Annotated in this window: 21 protein-coding genes and 1 pseudogene; 12 read left to right on the top strand and 10 right to left on the bottom strand. The window is 59.0% G+C overall.

The window, feature by feature from the left end; all coding sequences use genetic code 11:
* Positions 1–33 precede the first annotated feature (33 nt).
* The 3 genes from rpsT to mutM all read right to left on the bottom strand — a co-directional run bounded on the left by rpsT (position 34) and on the right by mutM (position 2,135).
* Complete coding sequence (gene rpsT / locus ACTG4B_RS04735) at positions 34–297, bottom strand: 30S ribosomal protein S20 (RefSeq protein ID WP_439154530.1); 264 nt, start codon at positions 295–297, stop codon at positions 34–36.
* Between the two features lie 146 nt (positions 298–443).
* A complete protein-coding gene (locus ACTG4B_RS04730; RefSeq protein ID WP_439154529.1) occupies positions 444–1,220 on the bottom strand; it encodes an enoyl-CoA hydratase in 777 nt (258 codons plus the stop codon).
* A gap of 63 nt (positions 1,221–1,283) precedes the next feature.
* On the bottom strand, positions 1,284–2,135 hold the full coding sequence (mutM, locus tag ACTG4B_RS04725) for a bifunctional DNA-formamidopyrimidine glycosylase/DNA-(apurinic or apyrimidinic site) lyase (protein ID WP_439154528.1): 852 nt from the start codon (positions 2,133–2,135) through the stop codon (positions 1,284–1,286).
* A gap of 85 nt (positions 2,136–2,220) precedes the next feature.
* On the opposite strand from mutM, the gene ubiE reads away from it, so the two are divergent.
* Both ubiE and ubiB read left to right on the top strand, forming a co-directional pair.
* Positions 2,221–2,973, top strand: a complete 753-nt coding sequence (gene ubiE / locus ACTG4B_RS04720) for a bifunctional demethylmenaquinone methyltransferase/2-methoxy-6-polyprenyl-1,4-benzoquinol methylase UbiE (RefSeq protein ID WP_439154527.1) — start codon at positions 2,221–2,223, stop codon at positions 2,971–2,973.
* A 1-nt stretch (position 2,974) separates the two neighbouring features.
* Entirely contained in the window at positions 2,975–4,501 is a 1,527-nt protein-coding gene (ubiB, locus tag ACTG4B_RS04715) for a 2-polyprenylphenol 6-hydroxylase (RefSeq protein WP_439154526.1), read from the top strand.
* A 99-nt stretch (positions 4,502–4,600) separates the two neighbouring features.
* Here the strand turns inward: ubiB and ACTG4B_RS04710 are convergent, their stop codons facing one another.
* Together ACTG4B_RS04710 and ACTG4B_RS04705 are read right to left on the bottom strand one after the other, a co-directional pair.
* On the bottom strand, positions 4,601–5,260 hold the full coding sequence (locus tag ACTG4B_RS04710; protein WP_439154525.1) for a flagellar hook capping FlgD N-terminal domain-containing protein: 660 nt from the start codon (positions 5,258–5,260) through the stop codon (positions 4,601–4,603).
* Between the two features lie 9 nt (positions 5,261–5,269).
* Entirely contained in the window at positions 5,270–6,652 is a 1,383-nt protein-coding gene (locus ACTG4B_RS04705) for a flagellar hook-length control protein FliK (protein WP_439154524.1), read from the bottom strand.
* Between the two features lie 105 nt (positions 6,653–6,757).
* On the opposite strand from ACTG4B_RS04705, the gene ACTG4B_RS04700 reads away from it, so the two are divergent.
* Both ACTG4B_RS04700 and ACTG4B_RS04695 read left to right on the top strand, forming a co-directional pair.
* Complete coding sequence (locus ACTG4B_RS04700; protein WP_439154523.1) at positions 6,758–7,051, top strand: rod-binding protein; 294 nt, start codon at positions 6,758–6,760, stop codon at positions 7,049–7,051.
* Positions 7,044–7,385: a flagellar protein FlgN gene (locus tag ACTG4B_RS04695; protein WP_439154522.1), complete on the top strand. Its 342-nt coding sequence runs from the start codon at positions 7,044–7,046 to the stop codon at positions 7,383–7,385. Before ACTG4B_RS04700 ends, ACTG4B_RS04695 begins: the two co-directional genes overlap by 8 nt.
* 209 nt (positions 7,386–7,594) lie before the next feature.
* Here ACTG4B_RS04695 and ACTG4B_RS04690 read toward each other — a convergent pair.
* Both ACTG4B_RS04690 and ACTG4B_RS04685 read right to left on the bottom strand, forming a co-directional pair.
* Positions 7,595–7,684: pseudogene (locus tag ACTG4B_RS04690) on the bottom strand (chemotaxis protein MotB); the annotation flags it as partial.
* Between the two features lie 113 nt (positions 7,685–7,797).
* Entirely contained in the window at positions 7,798–8,184 is a 387-nt protein-coding gene (locus tag ACTG4B_RS04685) for a hypothetical protein (protein WP_439154521.1), read from the bottom strand.
* Between the two features lie 341 nt (positions 8,185–8,525).
* Here ACTG4B_RS04685 and chlG point away from each other — a divergent pair, with 341 nt between their 5' ends.
* The 7 genes from chlG (at position 8,526) to ACTG4B_RS04650 (ending at position 16,097) form a co-directional block, all read left to right on the top strand.
* A complete protein-coding gene (gene chlG, locus ACTG4B_RS04680; RefSeq protein ID WP_439154520.1) occupies positions 8,526–9,440 on the top strand; it encodes a chlorophyll synthase ChlG in 915 nt (304 codons plus the stop codon).
* A gap of 1 nt (position 9,441) precedes the next feature.
* Positions 9,442–10,722 carry a BCD family MFS transporter gene (locus tag ACTG4B_RS04675; protein ID WP_439154519.1) on the top strand — a complete coding sequence of 427 codons (1,281 nt, stop codon included), beginning with the start codon at positions 9,442–9,444 and terminating at the stop codon, positions 10,720–10,722.
* Positions 10,723–10,725: 3 nt separating this feature from the next.
* Positions 10,726–11,907 carry a geranylgeranyl diphosphate reductase gene (locus tag ACTG4B_RS04670; RefSeq protein ID WP_439154518.1) on the top strand — a complete coding sequence of 394 codons (1,182 nt, stop codon included), beginning with the start codon at positions 10,726–10,728 and terminating at the stop codon, positions 11,905–11,907.
* Positions 11,904–12,434: an isopentenyl-diphosphate Delta-isomerase gene (gene idi, locus ACTG4B_RS04665; protein WP_439154517.1), complete on the top strand. Its 531-nt coding sequence runs from the start codon at positions 11,904–11,906 to the stop codon at positions 12,432–12,434. Before ACTG4B_RS04670 ends, idi begins: the two co-directional genes overlap by 4 nt.
* A 70-nt stretch (positions 12,435–12,504) precedes the next feature.
* Entirely contained in the window at positions 12,505–13,035 is a 531-nt protein-coding gene (locus tag ACTG4B_RS04660; protein WP_439154516.1) for a gamma-glutamylcyclotransferase, read from the top strand.
* A gap of 164 nt (positions 13,036–13,199) precedes the next feature.
* The gene (locus ACTG4B_RS04655; protein ID WP_439154537.1) at positions 13,200–14,282 is read left to right on the top strand and encodes a biopolymer transporter ExbB; all 1,083 of its coding nucleotides are present in this window, start codon (positions 13,200–13,202) and stop codon (positions 14,280–14,282) included.
* Positions 14,283–14,285: 3 nt separating this feature from the next.
* On the top strand, positions 14,286–16,097 hold the full coding sequence (locus ACTG4B_RS04650; protein WP_439154515.1) for a peptidoglycan -binding protein: 1,812 nt from the start codon (positions 14,286–14,288) through the stop codon (positions 16,095–16,097).
* 11 nt (positions 16,098–16,108) lie between these two features.
* Here ACTG4B_RS04650 and ACTG4B_RS04645 read toward each other — a convergent pair whose 3' ends face one another.
* The 3 genes from ACTG4B_RS04645 to gloB form a co-directional block, all read right to left on the bottom strand.
* Positions 16,109–16,819 (bottom strand): VIT1/CCC1 transporter family protein, encoded by a 711-nt coding sequence (locus tag ACTG4B_RS04645; protein WP_439154514.1) that lies wholly within the window; start codon positions 16,817–16,819, stop codon positions 16,109–16,111.
* A 144-nt stretch (positions 16,820–16,963) separates the two neighbouring features.
* Entirely contained in the window at positions 16,964–19,288 is a 2,325-nt protein-coding gene (clpA, locus tag ACTG4B_RS04640) for an ATP-dependent Clp protease ATP-binding subunit ClpA (RefSeq protein ID WP_439154513.1), read from the bottom strand.
* 189 nt (positions 19,289–19,477) lie between these two features.
* A complete protein-coding gene (gene gloB / locus ACTG4B_RS04635) occupies positions 19,478–20,254 on the bottom strand; it encodes a hydroxyacylglutathione hydrolase (RefSeq protein ID WP_439154512.1) in 777 nt (258 codons plus the stop codon).
* Between the two features lie 63 nt (positions 20,255–20,317).
* Here gloB and ACTG4B_RS04630 point away from each other — a divergent pair, with 63 nt between their 5' ends.
* A complete protein-coding gene (locus tag ACTG4B_RS04630; protein ID WP_439154511.1) occupies positions 20,318–21,070 on the top strand; it encodes a class I SAM-dependent methyltransferase in 753 nt (250 codons plus the stop codon).
* Positions 21,071–21,080: the final 10 nt, after the last annotated feature.

The following is a 21,080-nucleotide window of genomic DNA, read 5'->3' as shown; positions in this document are numbered from 1 at the left end:
CGTTGTGTCGAAATTTTGGGCCGGTCGCAGCACTTAGCCGAGCGTTTTGACTCGCGATGCGAGGCGCGACATTTTCCGTGCTGCTGTGTTCTTGTGGATCACGCCCTTGGTGACACCGCGCATCAGTTCGGGCTGGGCCGCTTTCAGCGCGGACGCTGCGGCCGTCTGGTCACCAGAGGCAATCGCCTCTTCTACGGCGCGCAGATAGGTCCGGATACGCGAACGGCGCATTTTGTTGACTTTGAAACGGGCCTCGTTCTGGCGAGCGCGTTTTTTGGACTGTGGCGAGTTGGCCATGTGTTCTTACCTTCGTCGGGTCAAATATGTATCATTAGCGCATAAGCCCCGACCGGGTTCAGAACCGGTGATTCTGGCCAGAGCGGGCCTCACGCGCATGTATCGGGGTCGTCTAGGGCAGTCGGACGCAAAAAGAAACCCCAAATCTACCGATCCCGGAACTGCGCCTCGCGCTTTTCAAGAAAGGCGACCATGCCTTCGGCCTGATCTTCAGTCGCAAACAGCGATTGGAACAGGCGGCGTTCATAATTCAGTCCCTCGGCCAGAGTGGTTTCATACGCGCGATCAACCGCATCCTTAGCGCCGATGGCCGCGATCTGGGATTTCTGCGCGATCTTTTCCGCAGCGGATCGCGCCTCGCTCAACAGGTTCTTTGCGGGCACGACACGGCTGACAAGCCCGCTGCGCTCTGCCTCGGCGGCGTCCATGAAGCGGCCCGTAAGATGCATATCCATGGATTTCGATTTCCCCACAAATCGGGTCAGCCGCTGGGTGCCGCCCAAACCGGCGATGACACCAAGGTTGATTTCCGGCTGGCCGAATTTGGCGGTATCGGCGGCAATGATAAAATCACACATCATCGCCAATTCGCACCCCCCGCCCAGCGCATAGCCCGCGACGGCAGCGATGATCGGTTTGCGAATGCGATTAAAGCGGTCGGATTCATTTTCAAAGAACCGCTGCTGATACATTTCGACAAAGGACTTGTCGGCCATTTCGCTGATGTCGGCACCTGCGGCAAATGCCTTTTCCGAGCCGGTGATGATAATACAGCGCACCTTGTCGTTTGCGTCGGCTTCTTCCAGAGCCTGGCAAAGTTCCTTCAAAAGCACAGCGTTGAGCGCATTGAGCGCCTCTGGCCGGTTCAAGGTTAAGGTGGCCACATCATCGCTGATGTCCACGATAATCGTTTCAAAAGCCATCGGTGCATCCCTGTCCTGCATGATTAGAGACCATTGCTTAACAAAGCGTTGCGGCGGATCAAGTTATCTTTGGCATTGCGGGCAATAGAAAGATGAGCGTCCTGATTGCACGATTCGCTGAATTTTCTTTTCGCAGCCAGAGTTTAGGCAAGCTTCGCCTTCACGACCGTAGACCTGAAAAACATGCTGGAAATACCCCAATTCTCCGTCGGCTTGCCGGTAATCACGCAGCGATGACCCACCTGCGGCGATCGCCTCGGCCAAGACATCACGGATCAACGGCACCAATCCCGCGACACGTTTCGCACTGATCCTGCCAGCCTTGCGCGCCGGATGGATGCCCGCGCGAAACAGGACCTCGCAGACATAAATGTTACCCAACCCGGCCACGATCCGCTGATCCAGAAGCGCCGATTTTATCGGGGTGTTCCGGCCCTGCAACCGGGCAACCAGATAAGGTTCGTTGAAGGTGTTGCCCAACGGCTCCGGCCCGATATCCCGGATCAGCCAATGTTCCTCTTGCCCGGTTGTTGGCAACAGGTCCATCGCGCCGAACCGGCGGGCATCGTTAAAGGTGATGCGCGCGCCGCCATCCATAAATAGCACCACATGATCATGTTTTTCCGGGGTGGGATGCGGATGATGGAATTCGCCGATCTTTTGGCCCGAGATCAACATGCGGCCCGACATCCCCAGATGGATCAAAAGGGTTTCCCCGCTGTCGAGATCGACCAGAATGTATTTCGACCGCCGCCGCAAACCCAGCACCCGCTTGCCTGTCAGACGGTCCGCCATCTCTTCGGGGAACGGCCAGCGCAGACCAGCGCGGTTTACATCCGCCCGTGCGATGATCTGCCCTTCCATCACAGGGGCCAGACCGGCTTTGACGGTTTCGACTTCGGGCAATTCCGGCATGGCGCACTTTCTATCGGGAGGGCGGCGTTGTAAGGCATTGATTGCGCCCTATAGTTGGGTGCAGCGCAGAGGACCACAAGATCAGATGACTCAAGACAGTGAAAACACCACCCACTTTGGGTTCGAGACCGTCCGCGAAGACGAAAAGGCAGGGCGCGTCCGCGGCGTTTTTTCGTCGGTCGCCAGCAAGTATGACATCATGAATGATGTGATGTCAGGCGGTGTGCATCGGCTGTGGAAAGACGCGATGATGGATTGGCTGGCGCCACGTCAGGGCCAGCGGCTGCTGGATGTGGCTGGCGGCACCGGCGATATTTCCTTTCGGTTTCTGAAACGGGCAGGGCGCGGGCACGCAACCGTCCTGGATTTGACCGAATCCATGCTGATCGAAGGCCGCAAACGCGCCGAAGCTGCACAGATGTCAGACAGCCTTGACTGGGTCGTGGGCGACGCAATGGCTCTCCCATTCGAGGCGGACACATTCGATGTCTATACGATTTCCTTTGGCATCCGGAACGTCACCCGCCCTCAGGAGGCGTTGAACGAGGCCTACCGCGTCTTGAAACCCGGCGGCCGCCTGATGGTGCTGGAATTTTCACAGCTTCCGAACCCGATGATGCAGGCCGCATATGACGCTTATTCGTTCAATGTCATTCCCCGGATGGGGCAGATAATCGCGGGGGACCGCGACAGCTATCAATACCTGGTCGAATCGATCCGCAATTTCCCCGATCAGGAAACATTCCTTGGCATGATCCGCACCGCCGGGTTCGGCAACGCGAAATATCGCAATTTGACTATGGGCATTGCCGCCCTGCATTCAGGCTGGAAACTGTAACTTGCGCGGTCCACATAACATTATTCGCCTGATCCGGACAGGTGCGACGCTGGAACGCACGGGCGCGATGAACGTCGTGCTGGATGCCTTTGACGCAGGGCCCCTTCTGCGGATCACGTTTCGCACGCTGGTCTGGCCGTTTCAGTGGCTGGGCTACAAAGGCGACGTAACAACCCCGCCTGCGGTGCGGGCGTTGACGGCGCTTGGCCCGGCCTACATCAAGTTCGGTCAAATCCTGTCTACCCGCCCTGATGTGGTTGGCGATGAACTGGCCGTGCAGTTGCGGGTGCTGCAAGACAAGTTGCCGCCGTTTTCCATGGAAGAGGCCAAGGCAACGATCCAGAAAGAGCTTGGCCATTCCTTTGATCGCCTCTTTAGCTCTTTTTCCGAACCAGTCGCGGCTGCATCTTTGGCGCAAGTCCACAAGGCCCATCTGGCCGACACCGGCGAAGCGGTTGCAGTGAAAATTCTGCGTCCGGGGATCGAACGGGCTTTCCGCCGCGATATTGACGCCTTTTATTTCGCCGCCCGCATGATTGAGCTTTTGTCGCCCGCATCGCGCCGGTTGCGGCCAATGGATGTGATCACCCATTTCGAAGGTGTCGTCTTGGGCGAACTGGATTTGCGGCTGGAGAGTTCGGCGGCGGCGGAATTTGCCGCCAACACCATAGCTGACGAAGGTTTTCAGGTGCCGACGGTGCGCTGGCATCTGTCCGGGCGCCGGGTCATGACGCTTGACTGGGCCGAGGGCACGAATATCGGGATCAACGATGCACTTGATGCGGCGGGGCATGATCGGCGCGCACTGGCAACACGTGTGCTCCAACTGTTCCTGAACCACGCGTTGCGCGACGGGTATTTTCATGGCGATATGCATCAGGGCAACTTGAAAGTCGCAGCAACGGGCGAAATTATCGCCTATGATTTCGGGATCATGGGCCGGATCGACGAATACACCCGGCGGGTCTATGCAGAAATTCTGTTCGGGTTTATCCGCAAGGATTATCAACGTGTCGCCGAAGTGCATTTCGAGGCAGGTTATGTCCCCGCAAACCGTGATGTTGATGAATTTGCGCGCGCCCTGCGTGCAGTGGGAGAGCCGATTTTCGGCATGGATGCCAGCCGCATATCCATGGCGCGGCTGTTAAGCTATCTGTTCGAGGTGACAGAGAGGTTCGGAATGGAAACCCGCACCGAATTGATTTTGCTCCAGCGGACCATGGTGGTGGTCGAGGGTGTCGCACGGTCGTTGGACCCGCATATGAATATCTGGCAGGTCGCCAAACCCGTCGTCGAGGATTATATCAAAGAAAGCATTGGCCCAAAGGCGCTGATGCGTGATCTGGCCAAGACGGCGCTTGTCCTGGCCCGGTTCGGACCCCAATTGCCACGCCTGACCGAAGACGCGTTGATCCGGCTGAACAACCCTCCACCAGCACCCAAACCGCAACGCCGCATTGCGCGTCTGTCTTGGATGGCTCTTGGTGGCGTTCTGGTCGGCGCAGTCTGGATTGTGACCATGCTTTAAGGCGCCCATGGCGAGACGCGGAAAGGATAAAAGGCACCCGAAAACGGGGGCACTCTGCTCAGTTTACTTCTGAAACAGGTCTCCACGCGAAATACCATCTCAAGCTGGATCGCGCAGGGCAGTCACCTGTCCGCTCGCGACAGCCGCGCCCCCTTCCAGAACAAGCATGGTTTGGCCGCCCTCAACCCGCACTTCGGTGATGGTGCTATAAACCTCGACCGGGGCACGTGACAGTTCCTGTCCGTCCGCCGAACTGATCAGTTGAAACGCAAACATGCCATCACCAAAGGGCACGCCCCCCGGGCCGACACCGGCCCACTCCACTGGATCTGTCGTGACGGGAATATCAAACCGCTGCACCTCGACACCGTTTTCATCACTTACAACAATCTGCGCGCGATCAGCCAGTCTGTTAGGTTCCGGCGATAGCGTTACAGGACTGCCGTCAAAGAACGTCGGGGCCGCCGCCCGCGCCTCTTTGCCGACCCAAGCGGCCATTTCGGCCATACCGCTGATATTCATCTGGGCGGTTAGGTTCGACAACAGGTCATTGGTCAAAACCGCCTGTTCCACACCTGAAAAGGTAGCCAACTGGACTGCGTAATCAGATGAATCAACCGGGTTGAGGGGATCCTGATTTTGCATCTGCACCGTCAACATCCGCAAGAAGGTTTCAAAATCCGAACTGATCTTTTGCGAAGGGGCCGCGATTTCGCCTGATCTGGTCTGTGGGGCGCTTGGTGTCTGTCCAATTTCCATATCCGTTCCTTACATTCGCAAATCAAGCAGCGTCTGCGACCCGCCTTTTTGCACTGTCTCCGCTTCCATGTCAGAGCTGTCAGCGATCATCCCATCGCCATCGAATTGCGTCTGCGCAGGGGTGTCATCATCGGCCGGCGTTTCGTTGCCACCAAAAGAGAAGGCGATGCTGTCATACCCGAGCGCGCGAAATTCCTGCACCAGCGTGTCAATGTGTCGCCGCAGAAGTTCAGTCGTTTCGGGCCGTTCTGCCTGTAAATTTAGCGTAATCGTCTGATCCACTGCTGTCATGCTAAGCCGGACACGCCCCAGTTCCTCGGGGTTTAACGCAATTTCTGTCGTGCCTCCGGGCTGGCCGGAGACCACTATCCCGATTTGATTTGCAACGTGGCGCGCGGTTTCGGTTCCTGCGGTCGAAGGGGGGGCAGTCGCAGGCTGGTTTTGGGGCCCGGCGACTGCGCGCTCGGCAGACCCGAAAGCGGTGGCCATGTCCGGCATGACCCCTGTCAAAGCAGGTGATTTTTCCGTCTTTTCTGCGCCGGTCGGCTGTGGCGCAGTGGCAAACGGCGCATTTGCTTGTGGCGCGATCTGCTCCGGGGCGCGGTCGGAAACAGGCAGGCGATCTGACGATGGCGCAACCTTGTCCTGCACGTCAACCGCGGGCCAGTTGCGCGCCACAACTTCTGTCGCCGCCACCACCTGTTTACCGGTCTGCACGATACCTGCCTCGCTGGTCGGCGCTATCAAAGGCGGCGGCACCCCGCGCGCGGATTGTTGCGCCGCCGCTTCTGCCGGTCCTTGGTCCATAGCGGATCGCCCGACCAAAGACGACAAATCACGCAGCTCTTTATCACCCTGCAGGTCCAGCCGTGCAGCGGCCGACGCGGGCACATTGGCAAGCGGTCCTTTGACGGCGGGTATCACTCTTGGAAAATGCCCCTGAACGATAGTCTGTGCAAGCGACGTCTGCATTTCAACCGTGGCATTTTGGCTGGCCGACTGTGGCAAATCCCGCAGCTCCGGTGCCACCGTTGCCGCCGCCACAGGTTCTGGCAGCGGTAGCACCGCACCCGCTACGACCGGAGGCTGCGCATGACTTGACCTGGTCACGACCGCTGCGCTTTCGACGGCGCCTGTCGGGGACAGACCAACCGCCTGCGCGTCTTCATCATCAGGCGGTTCAACTGGCAGTGATTGCACGTCAGCCGACAGATCAACGTCTGGCGCAAACCCCTCTCCTTCGCGCCCATCAGGGAGAAGCAGTTCAAAAACGGTGCCGAACACCAATTCGGGCGTGGGGGCGACACCACCCCGCACCGGCCCGCGCAATATTTGGGCAGGCGACGACGTGGTTGCCGCTGAGGCGGCCTCGATCAGTTGAACCGGTATCATCAAGCCTCCGACAGAATCTGTTGTGACCAAGGATTGGACCCAAAAACTTACTGATTCTTTACTGATATCGGTCAAACCGAAAAAATAATCACGACGGAGACCCAGATGACGACAATACCGGTCCTTCCTGCCCCGCGCGGCGCCACCGCACTGCCGGACTATGTAAAAACGGATGTCCGCCTGCGCGACGCCGCACAAAAAATGGAGGCAACTTTTCTGGCCGAGATGCTGAAATCAGCAGGGTTGGGCGCAGCAAGACAGGCCTTTGGCGGGGGTGCTGGCGAGGATCAGTTCACATCCTTTCTGCGCGATGAACAAGCGCGCGCAATGGTCGAGGCCGGCGGTATCGGCCTGGCGCAATCCCTTTTTGAGGCCATGAAGGTGCGCATGGATGTCTGACCGAGCGTTTGCACAGTTGAGTGAATTGCTCTCAGCGGAACGCGAGGCGATTCGCTCTGCTGCGTTCGATGTTCTTGATGATCTTGCGGCCCAAAAGGCGCAAATCTTTGCGACGCTCATGCGTGGCAAACCTGATCGGGACCAGATGGCCGGAATCAATCGCCAAATGGCCGATAATCAAACACTGCTTGCCGCTGCGATTACTGGGATCAAGGCCGCGCGCAGCCGAATAGAAACGCTTCGCCAAGTGCGCCAAGAGCTAAGCGTCTATGATCAATCAGGTCAGATGGCCAAGGTCACGGCATTACATCCCGGCATGGAAAAAAAGGCGTGAATTTAAATCGAATTGAACGCAAGTCACACGGCCGGATTAACGGTTTTTTGAGGCCGAAAGGCACAAGATCATCCTATAGCCAAAACGGCTGACCAGCCCGATAAATGGGCCCGGTGACCCCATCAGAATGATGTTTCAACCCGCACCCATTGGTGCAGTTTCCTGAACAATACAGGCGCAAAGCGCCCCAACAAAGGACCACGAACCATTGCGACTTTCCACGCGCCCCCATGGTGACCGCCACCGGCAATCACCTTTTTCCGTTTGATGATTGTCGGTGCGTTCGATCGTGTGTCCATTTCACCACCTTCATTCCCGTATGGAAAAGAGGTATCCGGCGGAACGTGAAAGACGTCTTAAATCCAAAATTTAATACAAATCAGCGCGATTGACTGGCCGGTGTCGCAGACTGCTAGTGCATGCGGCCAGCACGATGTTGGGCTGTCTTGTTCAGCAAAAGATCGATCTGTTCCCTGATACGTTCGCGACTGTCCTGCGCAACGATATAGGCCCGCGAAAGCGCCACAAACCCCGGTCCGAAATCGGCAGCTTCATCGCACCGGCGCAGATCGGCCCGCAGCGCGAACAAATCGGCATTTGCATCCGCCAGGTCACCCCACAACCGGTCCAGATCATCCAGCGCTGGCAGCAGGTTATCGGCAATCTGCTGCAATGGCACAATCTGTTCCAGCACCTCGGCACGCGCCGCAGGCAAGCGCGTCTGCTGTGCCTTCAGATGCAGGCGGGTCAGTCGGTCAATCAGATCGGCGGGCGACACCGGAACCAAAATTCTTTTCATCAGTTACACCCTATCTGTGCGAGTGGTGACATCATCCATGGGCGGCCATAACACTATTTTCTTTACAGACAGTATTTCGGTCCCAGGCACATATCGCATAATCCCGGTAACATCCGATGAATTTGTTGCCATCCGGGCAATAGCCGGGCGCCCGGCGTGTTGTCATCAAAATGAACGCCATCGACGTTTTCTTGTCAAAGGCACGGCACCGTACGCTACCCGAACAAGAGGCTTGCTTTTCAAATACTTTCATGTCTTGCCACCGATCAGCGACACGATGGCGCACTGTCTACCTTTGTTTACACTTGCCACTTGCGATAATGTCTAGCTAAACTGACATAATGAGCGCTACTGACATCCTGCACTTGCCGAAACAGGCCCGCCGCTGGCCCGCACCGCGCGCGGCGCTGCGCCTGATCAAGCCCGTCACATGGTTTCCACCGATGTGGGCCTATCTGTGCGGCGTGGTGTCATCGGGGGCAGCCCCAACGGGGCAATGGTTTCTGGTCATCCTTGGCGTGATCCTTGCCGGGCCGATCGTCTGCGGCATGTCGCAGGCTGCGAATGACTGGTGCGACCGGCATGTGGACGCGATCAACGAACCCGACAGGCCCATTCCATCCGGGCTGATCCCCGGGCGCTGGGGGCTGTATATCGCGCTGGCGATGACTGTGCTGGCGCTAATCGCGGGCTACCAGTTGGGCCCTTTTGGATTTGGCGCGACCATTCTGGGCATCGCGGCTGCGTGGGCCTATTCGGCCGAACCGATCCGGGCCAAGCGGTCGGGTATCTGGGGGCCTGCCCTGTGTGGGTTGGCCTATGAAACGCTACCATGGATCACGGGGGCCGCTGTCGTATCGGCCGGCACACCAAGTCCTCAGGTCATCTTGATCGCCGTGCTGTACGGGCTTGGCGCACATGGCATCATGACGCTGAACGATTTCAAGGCGATCGAAGGCGACCGGCAAACGGGGCTTCGGTCACTGCCAGTCACGCTTGGGCCGGACAGGGCCGCGCGTGTGGCCTGCTGGATCATGGCGGTGCCGCAGGTGTTCGTGATCGGCCTGCTGGCCTTTTGGGACAAACCGTTTCACGCGCTTGGCGTTGCCGCGATGCTGGCCGTCCAACTGGGTGCGATGCGCGTTCTGCTGCGCGATCCCGAAGGCAAGACGCCATGGTATCAGGGCATGGGCATTCTGTTTTACATCAGCGGCATGATGATTGCCGCCACCGCGCTGCGCGGGATCGGAGGCTGATATGACCCTTTCATGGTTCCAGATCGTCCGTCTTGGCCTTGTGCAGATGGCCCTTGGCGCCATCGTCGTGCTCACCACATCGACACTGAACCGGTTGATGGTGGTGGAACTGTCCCTGCCCGCTATCCTGCCGGGCCTGCTGGTCGGGCTGCACTATGGCATCCAGATGACACGGCCCCACTGGGGATTCATGTCGGATGCAGGCGGGCACCGTACACGCTGGATCATCGGGGGCATGGTGGCACTGGCATCGGGTGCCTTTCTCGCGGCCTGCGGGGTGCTGGTGCTGGAAAGCAACTTTGCACTTGGCATGATGATTTCTGTCTTTGCCTACGCGCTGATCGGGTTGGGCGTGGGGGCGTCGGGCACATCACTTCTGGCGCTTCTGGCCACGACCACCGCACCCCACAGACGGGCGGCGGCGGCTACGATCACATGGCTGATGATGATTTTCGGGATTGCCATGACCGCCGGTGTCGTGGGGGCGTTGATCGACCCCTATACGCCGCAACTGTTGATCGAAATCGTCGGTATTGTGGTGCTGTCCGCGATCGCCCTGACCTGCCTTGCGGTCTGGGGCGTCGAGCGCGGGCTGAAGATCGTGCGCGAAGCCGATGCAACCCCGTTCCGCCAAGGACTGGCCGAGGTGTGGCAAGAGCGTCGCGCGCGCAATTTCACCCTGTTCGTCTTCCTTTCGATGACCGCCTACTTCATGCAGGAACTGATACTGGAACCCTACGCCGGGCTGGTCTTCGGCTTTACACCGGGGCAGTCCACAACCCTTTCGGGCGCACAGAATGGCGGTGTCTTTGTCGGGATGCTGACCGTGGGTATCATGGCGACGGGCCTGAAAATCGGCGCGCTGCGCAACTGGGTCATGGCCGGCTGCCTTGGGTCTGCCGCGACCCTCGCGGTCATCACGCTGCTAGGGCCACTTGGCCCCGGTGCGCCCCTTATGCCTGCTGTTGTTGCGCTCGGCTTTTTCAACGGGATGTTCGCGGTTGCCGCCATCGGGTCGATGATGGCGTTGGCGGGCCAAGGGCGCGATCAACGCGAAGGCACGCGCATGGGGCTATGGGGCGCGGCACAAGCCATTGCCGCCGGGTTCGGCGGGTTGGTGGGTGCAGGCATGGTTGATCTGTTGCGCCTGTCGTTCAGCGACGCGCAGGCCTTTGGCGCCGTGTTCCTGTTCGAAGCTGCCCTTTTCATCGCAGCCACCGCCATGGCCGCAAAAATAATGGAGGGCAAGTTGCCCTCTGCCACCCTCGTTCCGGGAGAATAACAGATGCAGTATGATGTCGTTGTCGTGGGAGCAGGCCCGTCCGGTGCCACCGCCGCCGAGGATCTGGCAAGGTCGGGGTGCTCCGTTGCCTTTATCGACCGCGAAGGGCGGATCAAACCCTGTGGTGGCGCAATTCCACCCCGGCTGATCGCCGATTTCTTTATCCCCGACAACATGCTGGTAGCAAAGGTCAATACCGCGCGCATGATCTCGCCCACCGGGCGGCACGTGGATATCCCGATCGAAAACGGCTTTGTCGGCATGGTGGACCGGGAATCCTTTGATCCCTTCCTGCGGCAACGGGCGGTTGACGCGGGTGCGCATCGGTATGCGGGCACGTTTACCCGCATTGACCGCGATGCGGACGGCACGCATGTCATTTACCGCGACAAGATCAGCGGCAACGAAATGAAACTGACCGCGAAACTGGTCATCGGCGCAGACGGGGCGCGATCAAACGTCGCCCGCGCCGAGATCAAGGACGGCGAAAAGATCCCCTATGTGATCGCCTATCACGAAATCATCGAAGCCCCGCAAGCGACGGCGGGGTATGACCCATTGCGCTGTGACGTGATCTATGACGGGCGCATTTCCCCCGATTTCTATGGCTGGGTATTTCCGCACGGCGGACAGGCCAGCGTTGGCATGGGCTCGATGATCAAATCGGTCGATGTCAAACAGGCCACCGCCGACCTGCGCGCGGCGTCGGGCCTGACCGATTGCAGGACCATCCGCAAGGAAGGCGCGCCGATCCCCCTCAAACCGCTGGACCGCTGGGACAACGGACGTGACGTGGTGCTGGCGGGTGATGCGGCGGGGGTTGTGGCACCGTCATCGGGTGAAGGCATTTACTATGCGATGGTCGGCGGCCGCGTTGCAGCCACCGCAGCGGCAGCGACATTGGCCAGCGGACGGGTGAAAGACCTGCAAATCGCCCGGCGCCTGTTCATGCGTGAACACAAACAGGTTTTTCGGGTTTTGGGCGCGATGCAAAACGCCTATTATCGCAGCGACGAACGGCGCGAACGCTTTGTGTCGCTGTGCCACGACGTGGACGTGCAAAAACTGACGTTCGAGGCATATATGAACAAGAAACTGGTCAAGGCCCGGCCCATGGCACACCTGAAAATCGGCATCAAGAATCTGGCACACCTCACCCGACTGGTGTCGCCCCTCCGGACATGACGATCATGATCCCGGCCTGGGTAAACGGCAAACTGACTCCGGTGGAAAAACTGCAAGCGCATCAGGAGGGTCTGAAACACAAGGCCGTGAGCGTCTTTGTGATGAACCGGGGGCGCGTTCTGATTCAGCAACGGGCCATGAACAAATACCATACTCCGGGGCTATGGGCGAATACCTGCTGCACCCACCCCGAATGGGACGAAGACCCGGCCGACTGTGCCGTCCGGCGGCTGGACGAGGAGTTGGGGATCAGTGGCCTTTACCCCAGCCACCGCGACCAGATCGAATATCGCGCCGACGTGGGCGGCGGACTGATCGAACATGAAGTGGTAGAGGTGTTCGTCGCAGATGCGCCCGATACGCTGAAACTGGCCCCCAACCCCGAAGAAGTGATGGCGACACGCTGGGTCGATTTCTATGATCTGACGGCAGATGTGGCCCGGCACCCCGGTGAATATACGCCGTGGCTGCAAATCTACATGCGGGACTATCAAACTGCGATCTTTGGCGACCTGATGCGCGCCTGACCGGCCTCCCCCTTCCGGTTCAAATGATCCGATGCTATTGGAACATGCAAACGGCAAAGGGCGCATCTTTATGGCATTTTGGGTTTTTGGATACGGGTCTCTGCTTTGGAATCCCGGATTTATCCCCGCACAATCGGTCACGGCACGGCTGCGCGACTATCACCGCAGCTTTTGCATGCTGTCGATCCACCACCGCGGGTCCGAAGAAAGCCCGGGACTTGTTCTCGCGCTTGACCACATGCCGGGGGGGCAATGCACCGGCGTTGCCTTTCAAGTGGCCGATACCGAACATGACAGCGTGCTGGCCGCCCTGCGCGAACGCGAACTGATCTCATCGGCCTATGTCGAACGGCATGTGGACCTCGAGACAGACGCTGGCAAGGTCATCAGGGCACTGGCCTATGTGATCGACCCTGACCATGTGCAATACTGCCAGCTCGATCTGGAAACACAGGCCCGGATGATCGCCCGCGCGGTGGGCGGACGCGGCCCCAATACAGAATACCTTTACAATACCGCCGCGCACCTGACCCAACTGGAGATTCGCGACGATGATATGGACTGGCTGGTGCACCGGGTGCGTGCCCTGACAGCAACATAAACCCATCATAGACGCCGTGCATTTCTATTTGGGTTTGTGCAAAACTGCACCTATGGTCCAAACGGGCAACAGATGAAAAAATAAAAGGACTCCCATCCGTGTCGGACAAACGGGAACCCAAGGCAGCACCGCAGTTTTCACAACCCATTCGCCAGATCCTGTTCATGTCGGTCGTGCTTGGGCTTGTCGGGGCCGGGTTTTATCTGGGTCAGGACCAGATCATCGCGATCTACAATTCCAACCCCTATCTCAACGGGGTGATCCTGGGGGTGTTTGTCCTGGGGGTGCTGTCGTGCATCAATCAGGTGTTCCTGCTGATCAAATCGGTGCGCTGGATCGAACATTTCGCACGCGAAACCGGTGGTCACAACTTTACCAAGGCACCGTCTCTTTTGGCACCGCTGGCAACGCTGTTGCGGTCGCGGGGCGCGCGCACGCAGGTGTCCTCCAGCTCTGGCAGGTCGATCCTTGATTCCGTCGCACAGCGGATCGACGAAGACCGTGAAATCACGCGTTATATCGGCAACGTGCTGATTTTTCTTGGGCTTTTGGGCACGTTTTATGGGTTGGCGACCACCGTTCCGGCGTTGGTGGAAACGATCCGGTCGCTGAACCCGACCGAAGGCGAGAACGGCGCCGATATTTTTGCGCGGCTGCAGTCGGGGCTGGAAAGCCAGCTTGGCGGCATGGGGACCGCGTTTTCCAGCTCGCTTCTGGGGTTGGCGGGATCACTGGTGGTTGGCCTGCTGGAACTATTCGCAGGGCACGGCCAAAACCGGTTCTATCGCGAATTGGAAGAATGGCTATCTACCATCACGCGTGTCGGGTTCGAAGGCGAAGACGGGGCCGGAGCTGACACAGGTGCCATGTCGGGGTTCGTGGATCAGTTGGGCGAGTTGATGGATACTATCCAGATGATGATGGGCCAGACAGACGACGACCGCGAACAGAACGACAAACGCTTTGCGAGTCTCGCAGCAGCGGTTGAGCAACTGGCGCTGTCAAACCGGACCGACGACAGTGGTCATCTGTTACGCCGGGTCGCCGAGGGGCAGGAAAAGCTGATCAAGAAACTCGATGACAGCGGGATGGAAGGGATCGACGCCGAAAGCCGGATGCGCCTGCGGTCAATCGATGTGCAACTGCTGCGGATCCTTGAGGAAATGTCCGTCGGGCGGCTGGAAAGCATTGGCGATCTGCGCCGCGACATCGCCACCCTGACCGACACCATCAAAGACAGGGGCTGATCCATGGCCCTGCGCCGCAGATCATCCAACAGGTTCCAAAACGCCATCTGGCCGGGTTTCGTGGATGCCATGACCGGGCTGTTGCTGGTGCTGATGTTCGTTCTGACGATCTTTATGGTGGTCCAGTTCGTGCTGCGCGAAACGATCACCGGACAGGCAAGCGAGCTGGACGAGCTGGGCAGCGAAGTCGCCGCTCTGGCAGCGACGCTGGGTCTGGAACGCGAACGCAATGACGAACTGACGTCGGATCTTGCGACGCTGACTTCGGATCTTGAGGCCGCAAATGCCCAAGCCAACCAGCAGGCCAGCCGGATTGCTGCCCTGATTGCGGAACGCGACGCGCAGGATCGTGCCTTGGCGCAGGTCCAATCCGAAATTACGAATTTCGAGGCGCAAGTCGCGGGCCTTTTGGCCGACCGCGCCGAAGCCCGCGCCAGCATCGCCGATCTGGAAGCTGCGCAAACCGAATTGCTGTCCGAACAAGAGGCGCTGAATCTTGCCCTTGCCCAAGCCCGCACGGAAATTGACGCCGGGGCCGAGGCCGCGCGCCTTGCCGCAGCCCGCCGCGAGGCGCTGGAGGCGCTGGTCGCCGATCTGCGTGATGAAAACGCGGCCAGTCAGGCCGAACTCACAGCGCTTGAGGCGGAACAACTGACCGACGCAGCCGCGGCAGCGGCCCTGCGCGACAGGCTGGCAAATGCCGACAGCGAATTGACGGCGATGACCCTGAACCTTGAACGGCAGCGCCGCGAGGCGGAGGAAACGCTGACCTTGCTAGCCGCTGCCCGTGTTGCCCGCGCGGAACTGGAACAGCAGCTTGCCGCGATCCGCAGCGCCCAAACTGAACGGGCCCGCACCCTGACCGAGGCCGAAGCCGCGCGCGAGGCCGCCGAAGCGCGGGCCGCTGCCAACGCTGCCGAAAACGCCGACCTGAATGCGCAGCTGATCGACGCACTTGCCGCACTGTCACGTGCGCAGGGCGTCCAGTCCGCCACTGCATCAGAGGCAGAACGCCAGGCCGCCCTGCTTGCCCAGGCCAATCAGGCATTGACCGAGCAAGAGGCATTGTCAGCCGAAAGCCAACGGCAAGTGGCCCTGTTGAACGAACAGATCACGGCCCTGCGCACACAGGTCAGCAACCTGCAATCGCTATTGAACCTCGCAGAGGCCGAAGACCGCGAAGCACAGGTTCAGATTGAAACCCTTGGCGCTCAGCTGAACACCGCCCTTGCACGCGTCGCATCAGAAGAACGCCAGCGCCGCGCGCTGGAAGAAGCCGAGCGCATCCGGCTGGAAGCCGAAGCCGCGCGACTGGAACAAGAGGCCGAACGCCTTGCCGCCGAAGCACAGGATCTTGCACGGTTCAAATCCGATTTCTTCGGGCAATTGCGCGAAGTGCTGGAAGGACAGGACCGCGTGCGCATCGAAGGCGACCGGTTTGTCTTTTCGTCCGAGGTGCTTTTCGATCCCGGTCAGGCAAACCTGTCCGCACAGGGTGAAGGCGAAATCGCTAATATCGCCGACATCCTGCGCAGCATCGCCGATGACATTCCCGACGGTATCGACTGGGTGATCCGCGTGGATGGGCACACCGATGACATCCCCGTCGGCACGAACAGCCGCTATGCCGACAACTGGGAACTGAGCCAGGCGCGCGCGCTGTCGGTGGTTCGGTTCATGTCCGAAGATCTGGGCATCCCGCCCGAACGGCTGGCCGCGAACGGGTTCGGGGAATACCAGCCGATCAACCCCGCAGATACACCCGAGGCCCGCGCACAGAACCGCCGGATCGAGTTGAAGCTGACAGAACGGTGATTTGAAACTGGTCAGACCTGCAACAACGTGCCGACAGCAAACGCCAGGGCAGCTGCCGCGCCACCGATCAGCATCGTTTCACCGGCAGACCGCCACCAAGGGCTGAGCGACCACAGACTTTTCAGCGCACCAATGGCACCGAACGTCGCCATGGTGATCCACGCGGAGAACACGAATGCGCTGTCGAATTTGAACAGGAACGGCAAGAGAGGGACCATCCCCGCAACAAGAAACGACAAGAACGTGGTGATCGCCGCGCGCAGCGGATGCGGGTCAATGCCGCCCAGCCCGTACTCCCCCTCCATCATCAACGAAACCCAGCTTTCGCGGTTCTTTGTAATTGCATCGGTCGCCTGATCCAGAACCTGTCCTTCCAGCCCCTTGCGGGAAAGGATTTCACGCACCTCAAGCCACTCGCCACGTGGGTATTCATCAATGTGGCGCTCTTCGATCTTGCGGATGCGGCGCGCGTTATCATGTTCGGCCTTGGAACCGGAATAATTTGCGGCCGCCATCGAAAAACCGTCTGCCAGCACGTTGGCAAGCCCCAGGATGACGATGACAACAGGGGATAGTCCAGCCCCTGCAACACCTGCGACGATCGCAAAGGTCGTGACGGTCCCGTCAATCGCACCGTAGACCGCATCGCGCAGCACACCTTTGCCACCAGGTGACCCTACGCGATCGGCAATTTCCTGTTCTGTGTGCCCGTGATCATTCATAAAGGCCCCCTGTGAAAACCGCAGATTATAGCGGTCAACAAAAGACGCTTTGAGGCAAATCAAGGTGCTTGCATTGTCTGGAAAATACAAAAACCCGCCACAACAACGCTGTGGCGGGTTTCGTGTTTTCATCTGATCATCGACTTAGTCCGCGGTGAGTAGCGGTGGCTTGTTCCCGCCCCCCGTCAAACGGCCCTGCTGGGGTGATTCATAAGTCAATTCCAGCGCGCCCTTTTTCACACCAACCTTGACGATGCCACCCTTGACCAGCTTGCCGAACAACAACTCTTCGGCCAATGGTTTCTTGATGTGTTCCTGAATGACACGGCCCAGCGGGCGCGCACCCATTTTTTCATCATAGCCCTTGTCAGCCAGCCATTCGGCTGCGGCCTTGGTCAATTCTATATGCACGTTGCGGTCGATCAGCTGTGCCTCGAGTTGGAGCACGAATTTCTCGACCACTTGCATGATCACGGGTTTTGGCAACGCGCCAAAGCTGATGATCGCATCGAGGCGGTTGCGGAATTCCGGCGTGAACGTCCGTTCGATCGCCGCCGTATCTTCGCCCGTGCGCGTCTCGCGGCCAAAGCCCATGGCATTCTTGGACATTTCAGTCGCACCGGCGTTCGAGGTCATGATGATGATCACGTTGCGGAAATCGGTTGTCCGGCCGTTGTGGTCGGTCAGTTTCCCGTGGTCCATCACCTGCAACAGTATGTTGTAGACATCCGGATGGGCCTTTTCCATTTCGTCCAGCAAAAGCACGCAATGCGGGTTCTGATCGACACCGTCGGTCAACATGCCGCCCTGATCAAAGCCAACATAGCCCGGAGGCGCCCCAATCAGACGCGAAACCGCGTGTTTTTCCATGTATTCGGACATGTCGAACCGCAGCAGTTCAACACCCAACGTATCGGCCAGCTGTTTTGCCACCTCGGTCTTGCCTACACCGGTTGGCCCGGCAAACAGGTAGTTGCCGATAGGCTTTTCAGGTTCACGCAAGCCAGCCCGCGCCAGTTTGATCGCTGATGACAATGCCACGATCGCCTGATCCTGACCAAAGACCACCCGCTTGAGCGAACCTTCCAGATCTTTCAGCACCTCGGCGTCGTCTTTCGACACGTTCTTGGGCGGGATGCGGGCAATTTTCGCAACAACTGCCTCGATCTCCTTGGTGCCGATGGTCTTGCGCCGTTTCGATTCGGCAACCAGATGCTGCGCTGCGCCAGCTTCGTCGATGACGTCGATGGCCTTGTCGGGCAGTTTACGGTCGTTGATATAACGTGCGGACAGTTCAACCGCTGTTCTGATTGCATCGGCGGTATATTTGATTTGGTGATGTTCCTCGAAATACGGCTTCAGACCGCGGAGAATTTTCACCGCATCCTCGACCGATGGCTCGGTCACATCGATTTTCTGGAACCGGCGCGACAGTGCGCGGTCCTTTTCGAAATGCTGGCGGAATTCCTTGTAGGTCGTAGAGCCCATGCAGCGCAGCTTGCCGCCCTGCAACGCAGGCTTCAGCAGATTGGATGCATCCATCGCACCGCCAGACGTGGCACCGGCGCCGATCACGGTGTGAATTTCATCAATGAACAAAACCGCGTCCTTGTGGTTTTCCATCTCGGTCATCACGGCCTTCAGCCGTTCCTCGAAATCACCACGATAGCGGGTGCCAGCCAGCAACGCGCCCATATCAAGGCTATAGATCGTCGCACCGGACAACACCTCGGGCACTTCGCCATTCACGATCTTGTAAGCCAGACCTTCGGCGATTGCCGTTTTGCCCACACCGGGATCACCCACCAGAAGCGGGTTATTCTTGCGGCGGCGGCACAGCACCTGAATACAGCGTTCCACCTCGTGGGCGCGCCCGATTAGCGGATCAACGTCACCCTTGGACGCCTTTGCATTCAAATCCACGCAGTATTTTGCCAGTGCGCTTTCCTTGTCTTCGCCTTCGCCGCTTGAAATTGTCTCAGATTCCTCGGCCGATCCCGTCACCGGGCGCTGTTCGCCGAACGCCGGATCCTTTGCCACGCCATGTGCGATGAAATTCACTGCGTCATACCGGGTCATATCCTGTTCTTGCAGGAAATACGCGGCATTGCTTTCGCGTTCGGCAAAGATGGCGACCAGCACGTTCGCGCCGGTCACCTCGTTGCGGCCAGACGATTGCACATGGATCGCCGCACGCTGGATAACCCGCTGAAACGCTGCCGTTGGAACGGCTTCGGATCCTTCGACATCGGTGATCAGGGTCGAAAGATCATCTTCGATGAATTCTTCCAGATCCTTGCGCAATTCGTCCAGATTCACCGAACAGGCCCGCATCACACGGGCCGCGTCCGGTTCGTCAATCAGTGCCAAAAGCAGATGTTCCAGAGTGGCAAGCTCGTGTTTGCGGGCATTGGCAAGCGCCAGTGCGCCGTGAATGGACTGCTCAAGTGTGGTCGAAAATGATGGCACCTGCGTGCTCCTTCGTATCGGGGGTCGGCACCCTGCATGTGTGCGCCAACCGTGGCCTCTTATCCTTAAGGTTTGGTTTTATCGGCCAACCTTCAAGGATTAATTTTCAAATCTTTGTCACAAAACGCATCGGGCGCCCGTTAAGACTGTGATTTCACCAGCTATGATCACGATATCACATCATCGTGGTCAGAATCTGTCTTTTCTTGCCCTGATTTCAGCAAACACATCGACGTCTGAACCGTCGGCCATCCCGATCGCCGCTTTTAGGGCAGGATCATCAGCGCGCAGGAAAGGGTTCGTGCGCTTTTCGTCATCAAGTGCCGAGGGAACAGTGGGCCGACCAGCAGCGCGTGCGGCCTTGATCCCCTCATAACGAGAGATAAGCGCGGCATTGTCCGGGTCAAGGGACAGCGCGAAACGCGCGTTCGATTCCGTATATTCATGTCCTGAACAGACGGTCGTATCTGCGGGAAGTGCGCGCAGCTTCCGCAGGCTGTCCCACATTTGCGCCGGTGTCCCCTCAAACAGGCGGCCACACCCCAGCGCCATCAGGCTATCAGCCGTGAATACCAGTTTGGGATCGGGCATATAAAAGGCAATATGCCCGACCGTATGCCCGGACACGTCCAGCACATGGGTCTGCACGCCGCATATTTCAATCGTGTCGCCATCGGCCACCTGCACATCCAGGGGCGGCAGACGATGGGCATCACGCGCCGCGCCAATGACGCGGGCCCCACTGCGCAAATCTGCCACTGCCCCAATATGATCATGATGGTGATGCGTGATCAGAATATCGGTCAGGGTCCAGCCCCTATCCGACAGTGCATTTCTGATCGGCGCAGCCTCTGGTGCGTCGATCAGCGCGGTCGCACCCGTGTCACGGTTGTGCACCAGAAAGGCGTAATTGTCCGACAAGCAAGGGACAACCACCAGTTCGATCGGGGCGAAATCGTTTGTCATGGCAAAACCGCTTTCTGTTGATATGCTTCCCCACAAGTCTTGCCCAAGGAGAGCGGAACCGCAATGCATCTGGACGTCTTGGATCTGCGAAATTTCTATTATCGTAGCGCGCTTGGACGGGCGGCGCAAAAGGTGATCCGCAACGAATTGACCACGCTCTGGCCCGAGGCAAAGGGCCAGATGGTCATGGGCTTTGGTTTCGCGGTGCCGCTGCTGCGCCCCTATCTGAAAGATGCACGGCGGGTCGTCGGCCTGATGCCCGGCCCTCAGGGCGTGATGCCGTGGCCGCCAGAAGGCAAGAACGTCAGCGTGTTATGCGAAGACACATTGTGGCCGATTGAAACCGGCCATGTGGACAAACTGGTCGTGATGCACGGACTGGAAACCACCGAACAGCCTTCGGCGCTGCTTGAAGAAGCATGGCGCGTGCTTGGCCCCGGCGGGCGGGCGGTATTCGTCGTGCCGAACCGCGCCGGGCTTTGGTCGCGGTCGGACAAGACACCGTTCGGCTATGGGCGGCCTTATTCGCTTAGCCAGCTTGAGGCGCAGTTGCGCCTGCACCGCTTTGTCACGGAACGCACCATGTCGGCACTGTTCCAGCCGCCTTCGACCCGCCGGATATGGCGGAAGTCGGCAGGGTTTCTGGAACGGCTGGGTCACCGGATGCCAGTGATCGTCGCCGGTGGCGTGCTGATGATCGAGGTGAGCAAGCAGACCGTCGCCCCCACCCGCCCCGGTCTGGGCGAAGCTGTGAAACGCCCCCTGCGCGCGCTGGAAGGGATCGGCAAACCACAGCACCAGCCCGAGAGCGCCTGATGCCGTTACG

Source organism: Yoonia sp., assembly GCF_965660735.1.
Classification (GTDB): domain Bacteria; phylum Pseudomonadota; class Alphaproteobacteria; order Rhodobacterales; family Rhodobacteraceae; genus Yoonia.
This window is presented reverse-complemented; position numbering and strand designations above follow the sequence as displayed.

Bases quoted from the DNA above. Each gene is read 5' to 3' on its own strand.
- ACTG4B_RS04670 (WP_439154518.1), top strand. From the start codon at position 10,726: ATGCAGTATGATGTCGTTGTCGTGGGAGCAGGCCCGTCCGGTGCCACC.
- ACTG4B_RS04730 (WP_439154529.1), bottom strand. From the start codon at position 1,220: ATGGCTTTTGAAACGATTATCGTGGACATCAGCGATGATGTGGCCACC.
- chlG (WP_439154520.1), top strand. From the start codon at position 8,526: ATGAGCGCTACTGACATCCTGCACTTGCCGAAACAGGCCCGCCGCTGG.
- ACTG4B_RS04650 (WP_439154515.1), top strand. From the start codon at position 14,286: ATGGCCCTGCGCCGCAGATCATCCAACAGGTTCCAAAACGCCATCTGG.
- ACTG4B_RS04660 (WP_439154516.1), top strand. From the start codon at position 12,505: ATGGCATTTTGGGTTTTTGGATACGGGTCTCTGCTTTGGAATCCCGGA.
- ACTG4B_RS04710 (WP_439154525.1), bottom strand. From the start codon at position 5,260: ATGGAAATTGGACAGACACCAAGCGCCCCACAGACCAGATCAGGCGAA.
- ubiE (WP_439154527.1), top strand. From the start codon at position 2,221: ATGACTCAAGACAGTGAAAACACCACCCACTTTGGGTTCGAGACCGTC.
- ACTG4B_RS04685 (WP_439154521.1), bottom strand. From the start codon at position 8,184: ATGAAAAGAATTTTGGTTCCGGTGTCGCCCGCCGATCTGATTGACCGA.
- rpsT (WP_439154530.1), bottom strand. From the start codon at position 297: ATGGCCAACTCGCCACAGTCCAAAAAACGCGCTCGCCAGAACGAGGCC.
- gloB (WP_439154512.1), bottom strand. From the start codon at position 20,254: ATGACAAACGATTTCGCCCCGATCGAACTGGTGGTTGTCCCTTGCTTG.
- mutM (WP_439154528.1), bottom strand. From the start codon at position 2,135: ATGCCGGAATTGCCCGAAGTCGAAACCGTCAAAGCCGGTCTGGCCCCT.
- ACTG4B_RS04700 (WP_439154523.1), top strand. From the start codon at position 6,758: ATGACGACAATACCGGTCCTTCCTGCCCCGCGCGGCGCCACCGCACTG.
- ACTG4B_RS04695 (WP_439154522.1), top strand. From the start codon at position 7,044: ATGTCTGACCGAGCGTTTGCACAGTTGAGTGAATTGCTCTCAGCGGAA.
- ACTG4B_RS04705 (WP_439154524.1), bottom strand. From the start codon at position 6,652: ATGATACCGGTTCAACTGATCGAGGCCGCCTCAGCGGCAACCACGTCG.
- idi (WP_439154517.1), top strand. From the start codon at position 11,904: ATGACGATCATGATCCCGGCCTGGGTAAACGGCAAACTGACTCCGGTG.
- ACTG4B_RS04630 (WP_439154511.1), top strand. From the start codon at position 20,318: ATGCATCTGGACGTCTTGGATCTGCGAAATTTCTATTATCGTAGCGCG.
- ACTG4B_RS04675 (WP_439154519.1), top strand. From the start codon at position 9,442: ATGACCCTTTCATGGTTCCAGATCGTCCGTCTTGGCCTTGTGCAGATG.
- ACTG4B_RS04645 (WP_439154514.1), bottom strand. From the start codon at position 16,819: ATGAATGATCACGGGCACACAGAACAGGAAATTGCCGATCGCGTAGGG.
- ACTG4B_RS04655 (WP_439154537.1), top strand. From the start codon at position 13,200: ATGTCGGTCGTGCTTGGGCTTGTCGGGGCCGGGTTTTATCTGGGTCAG.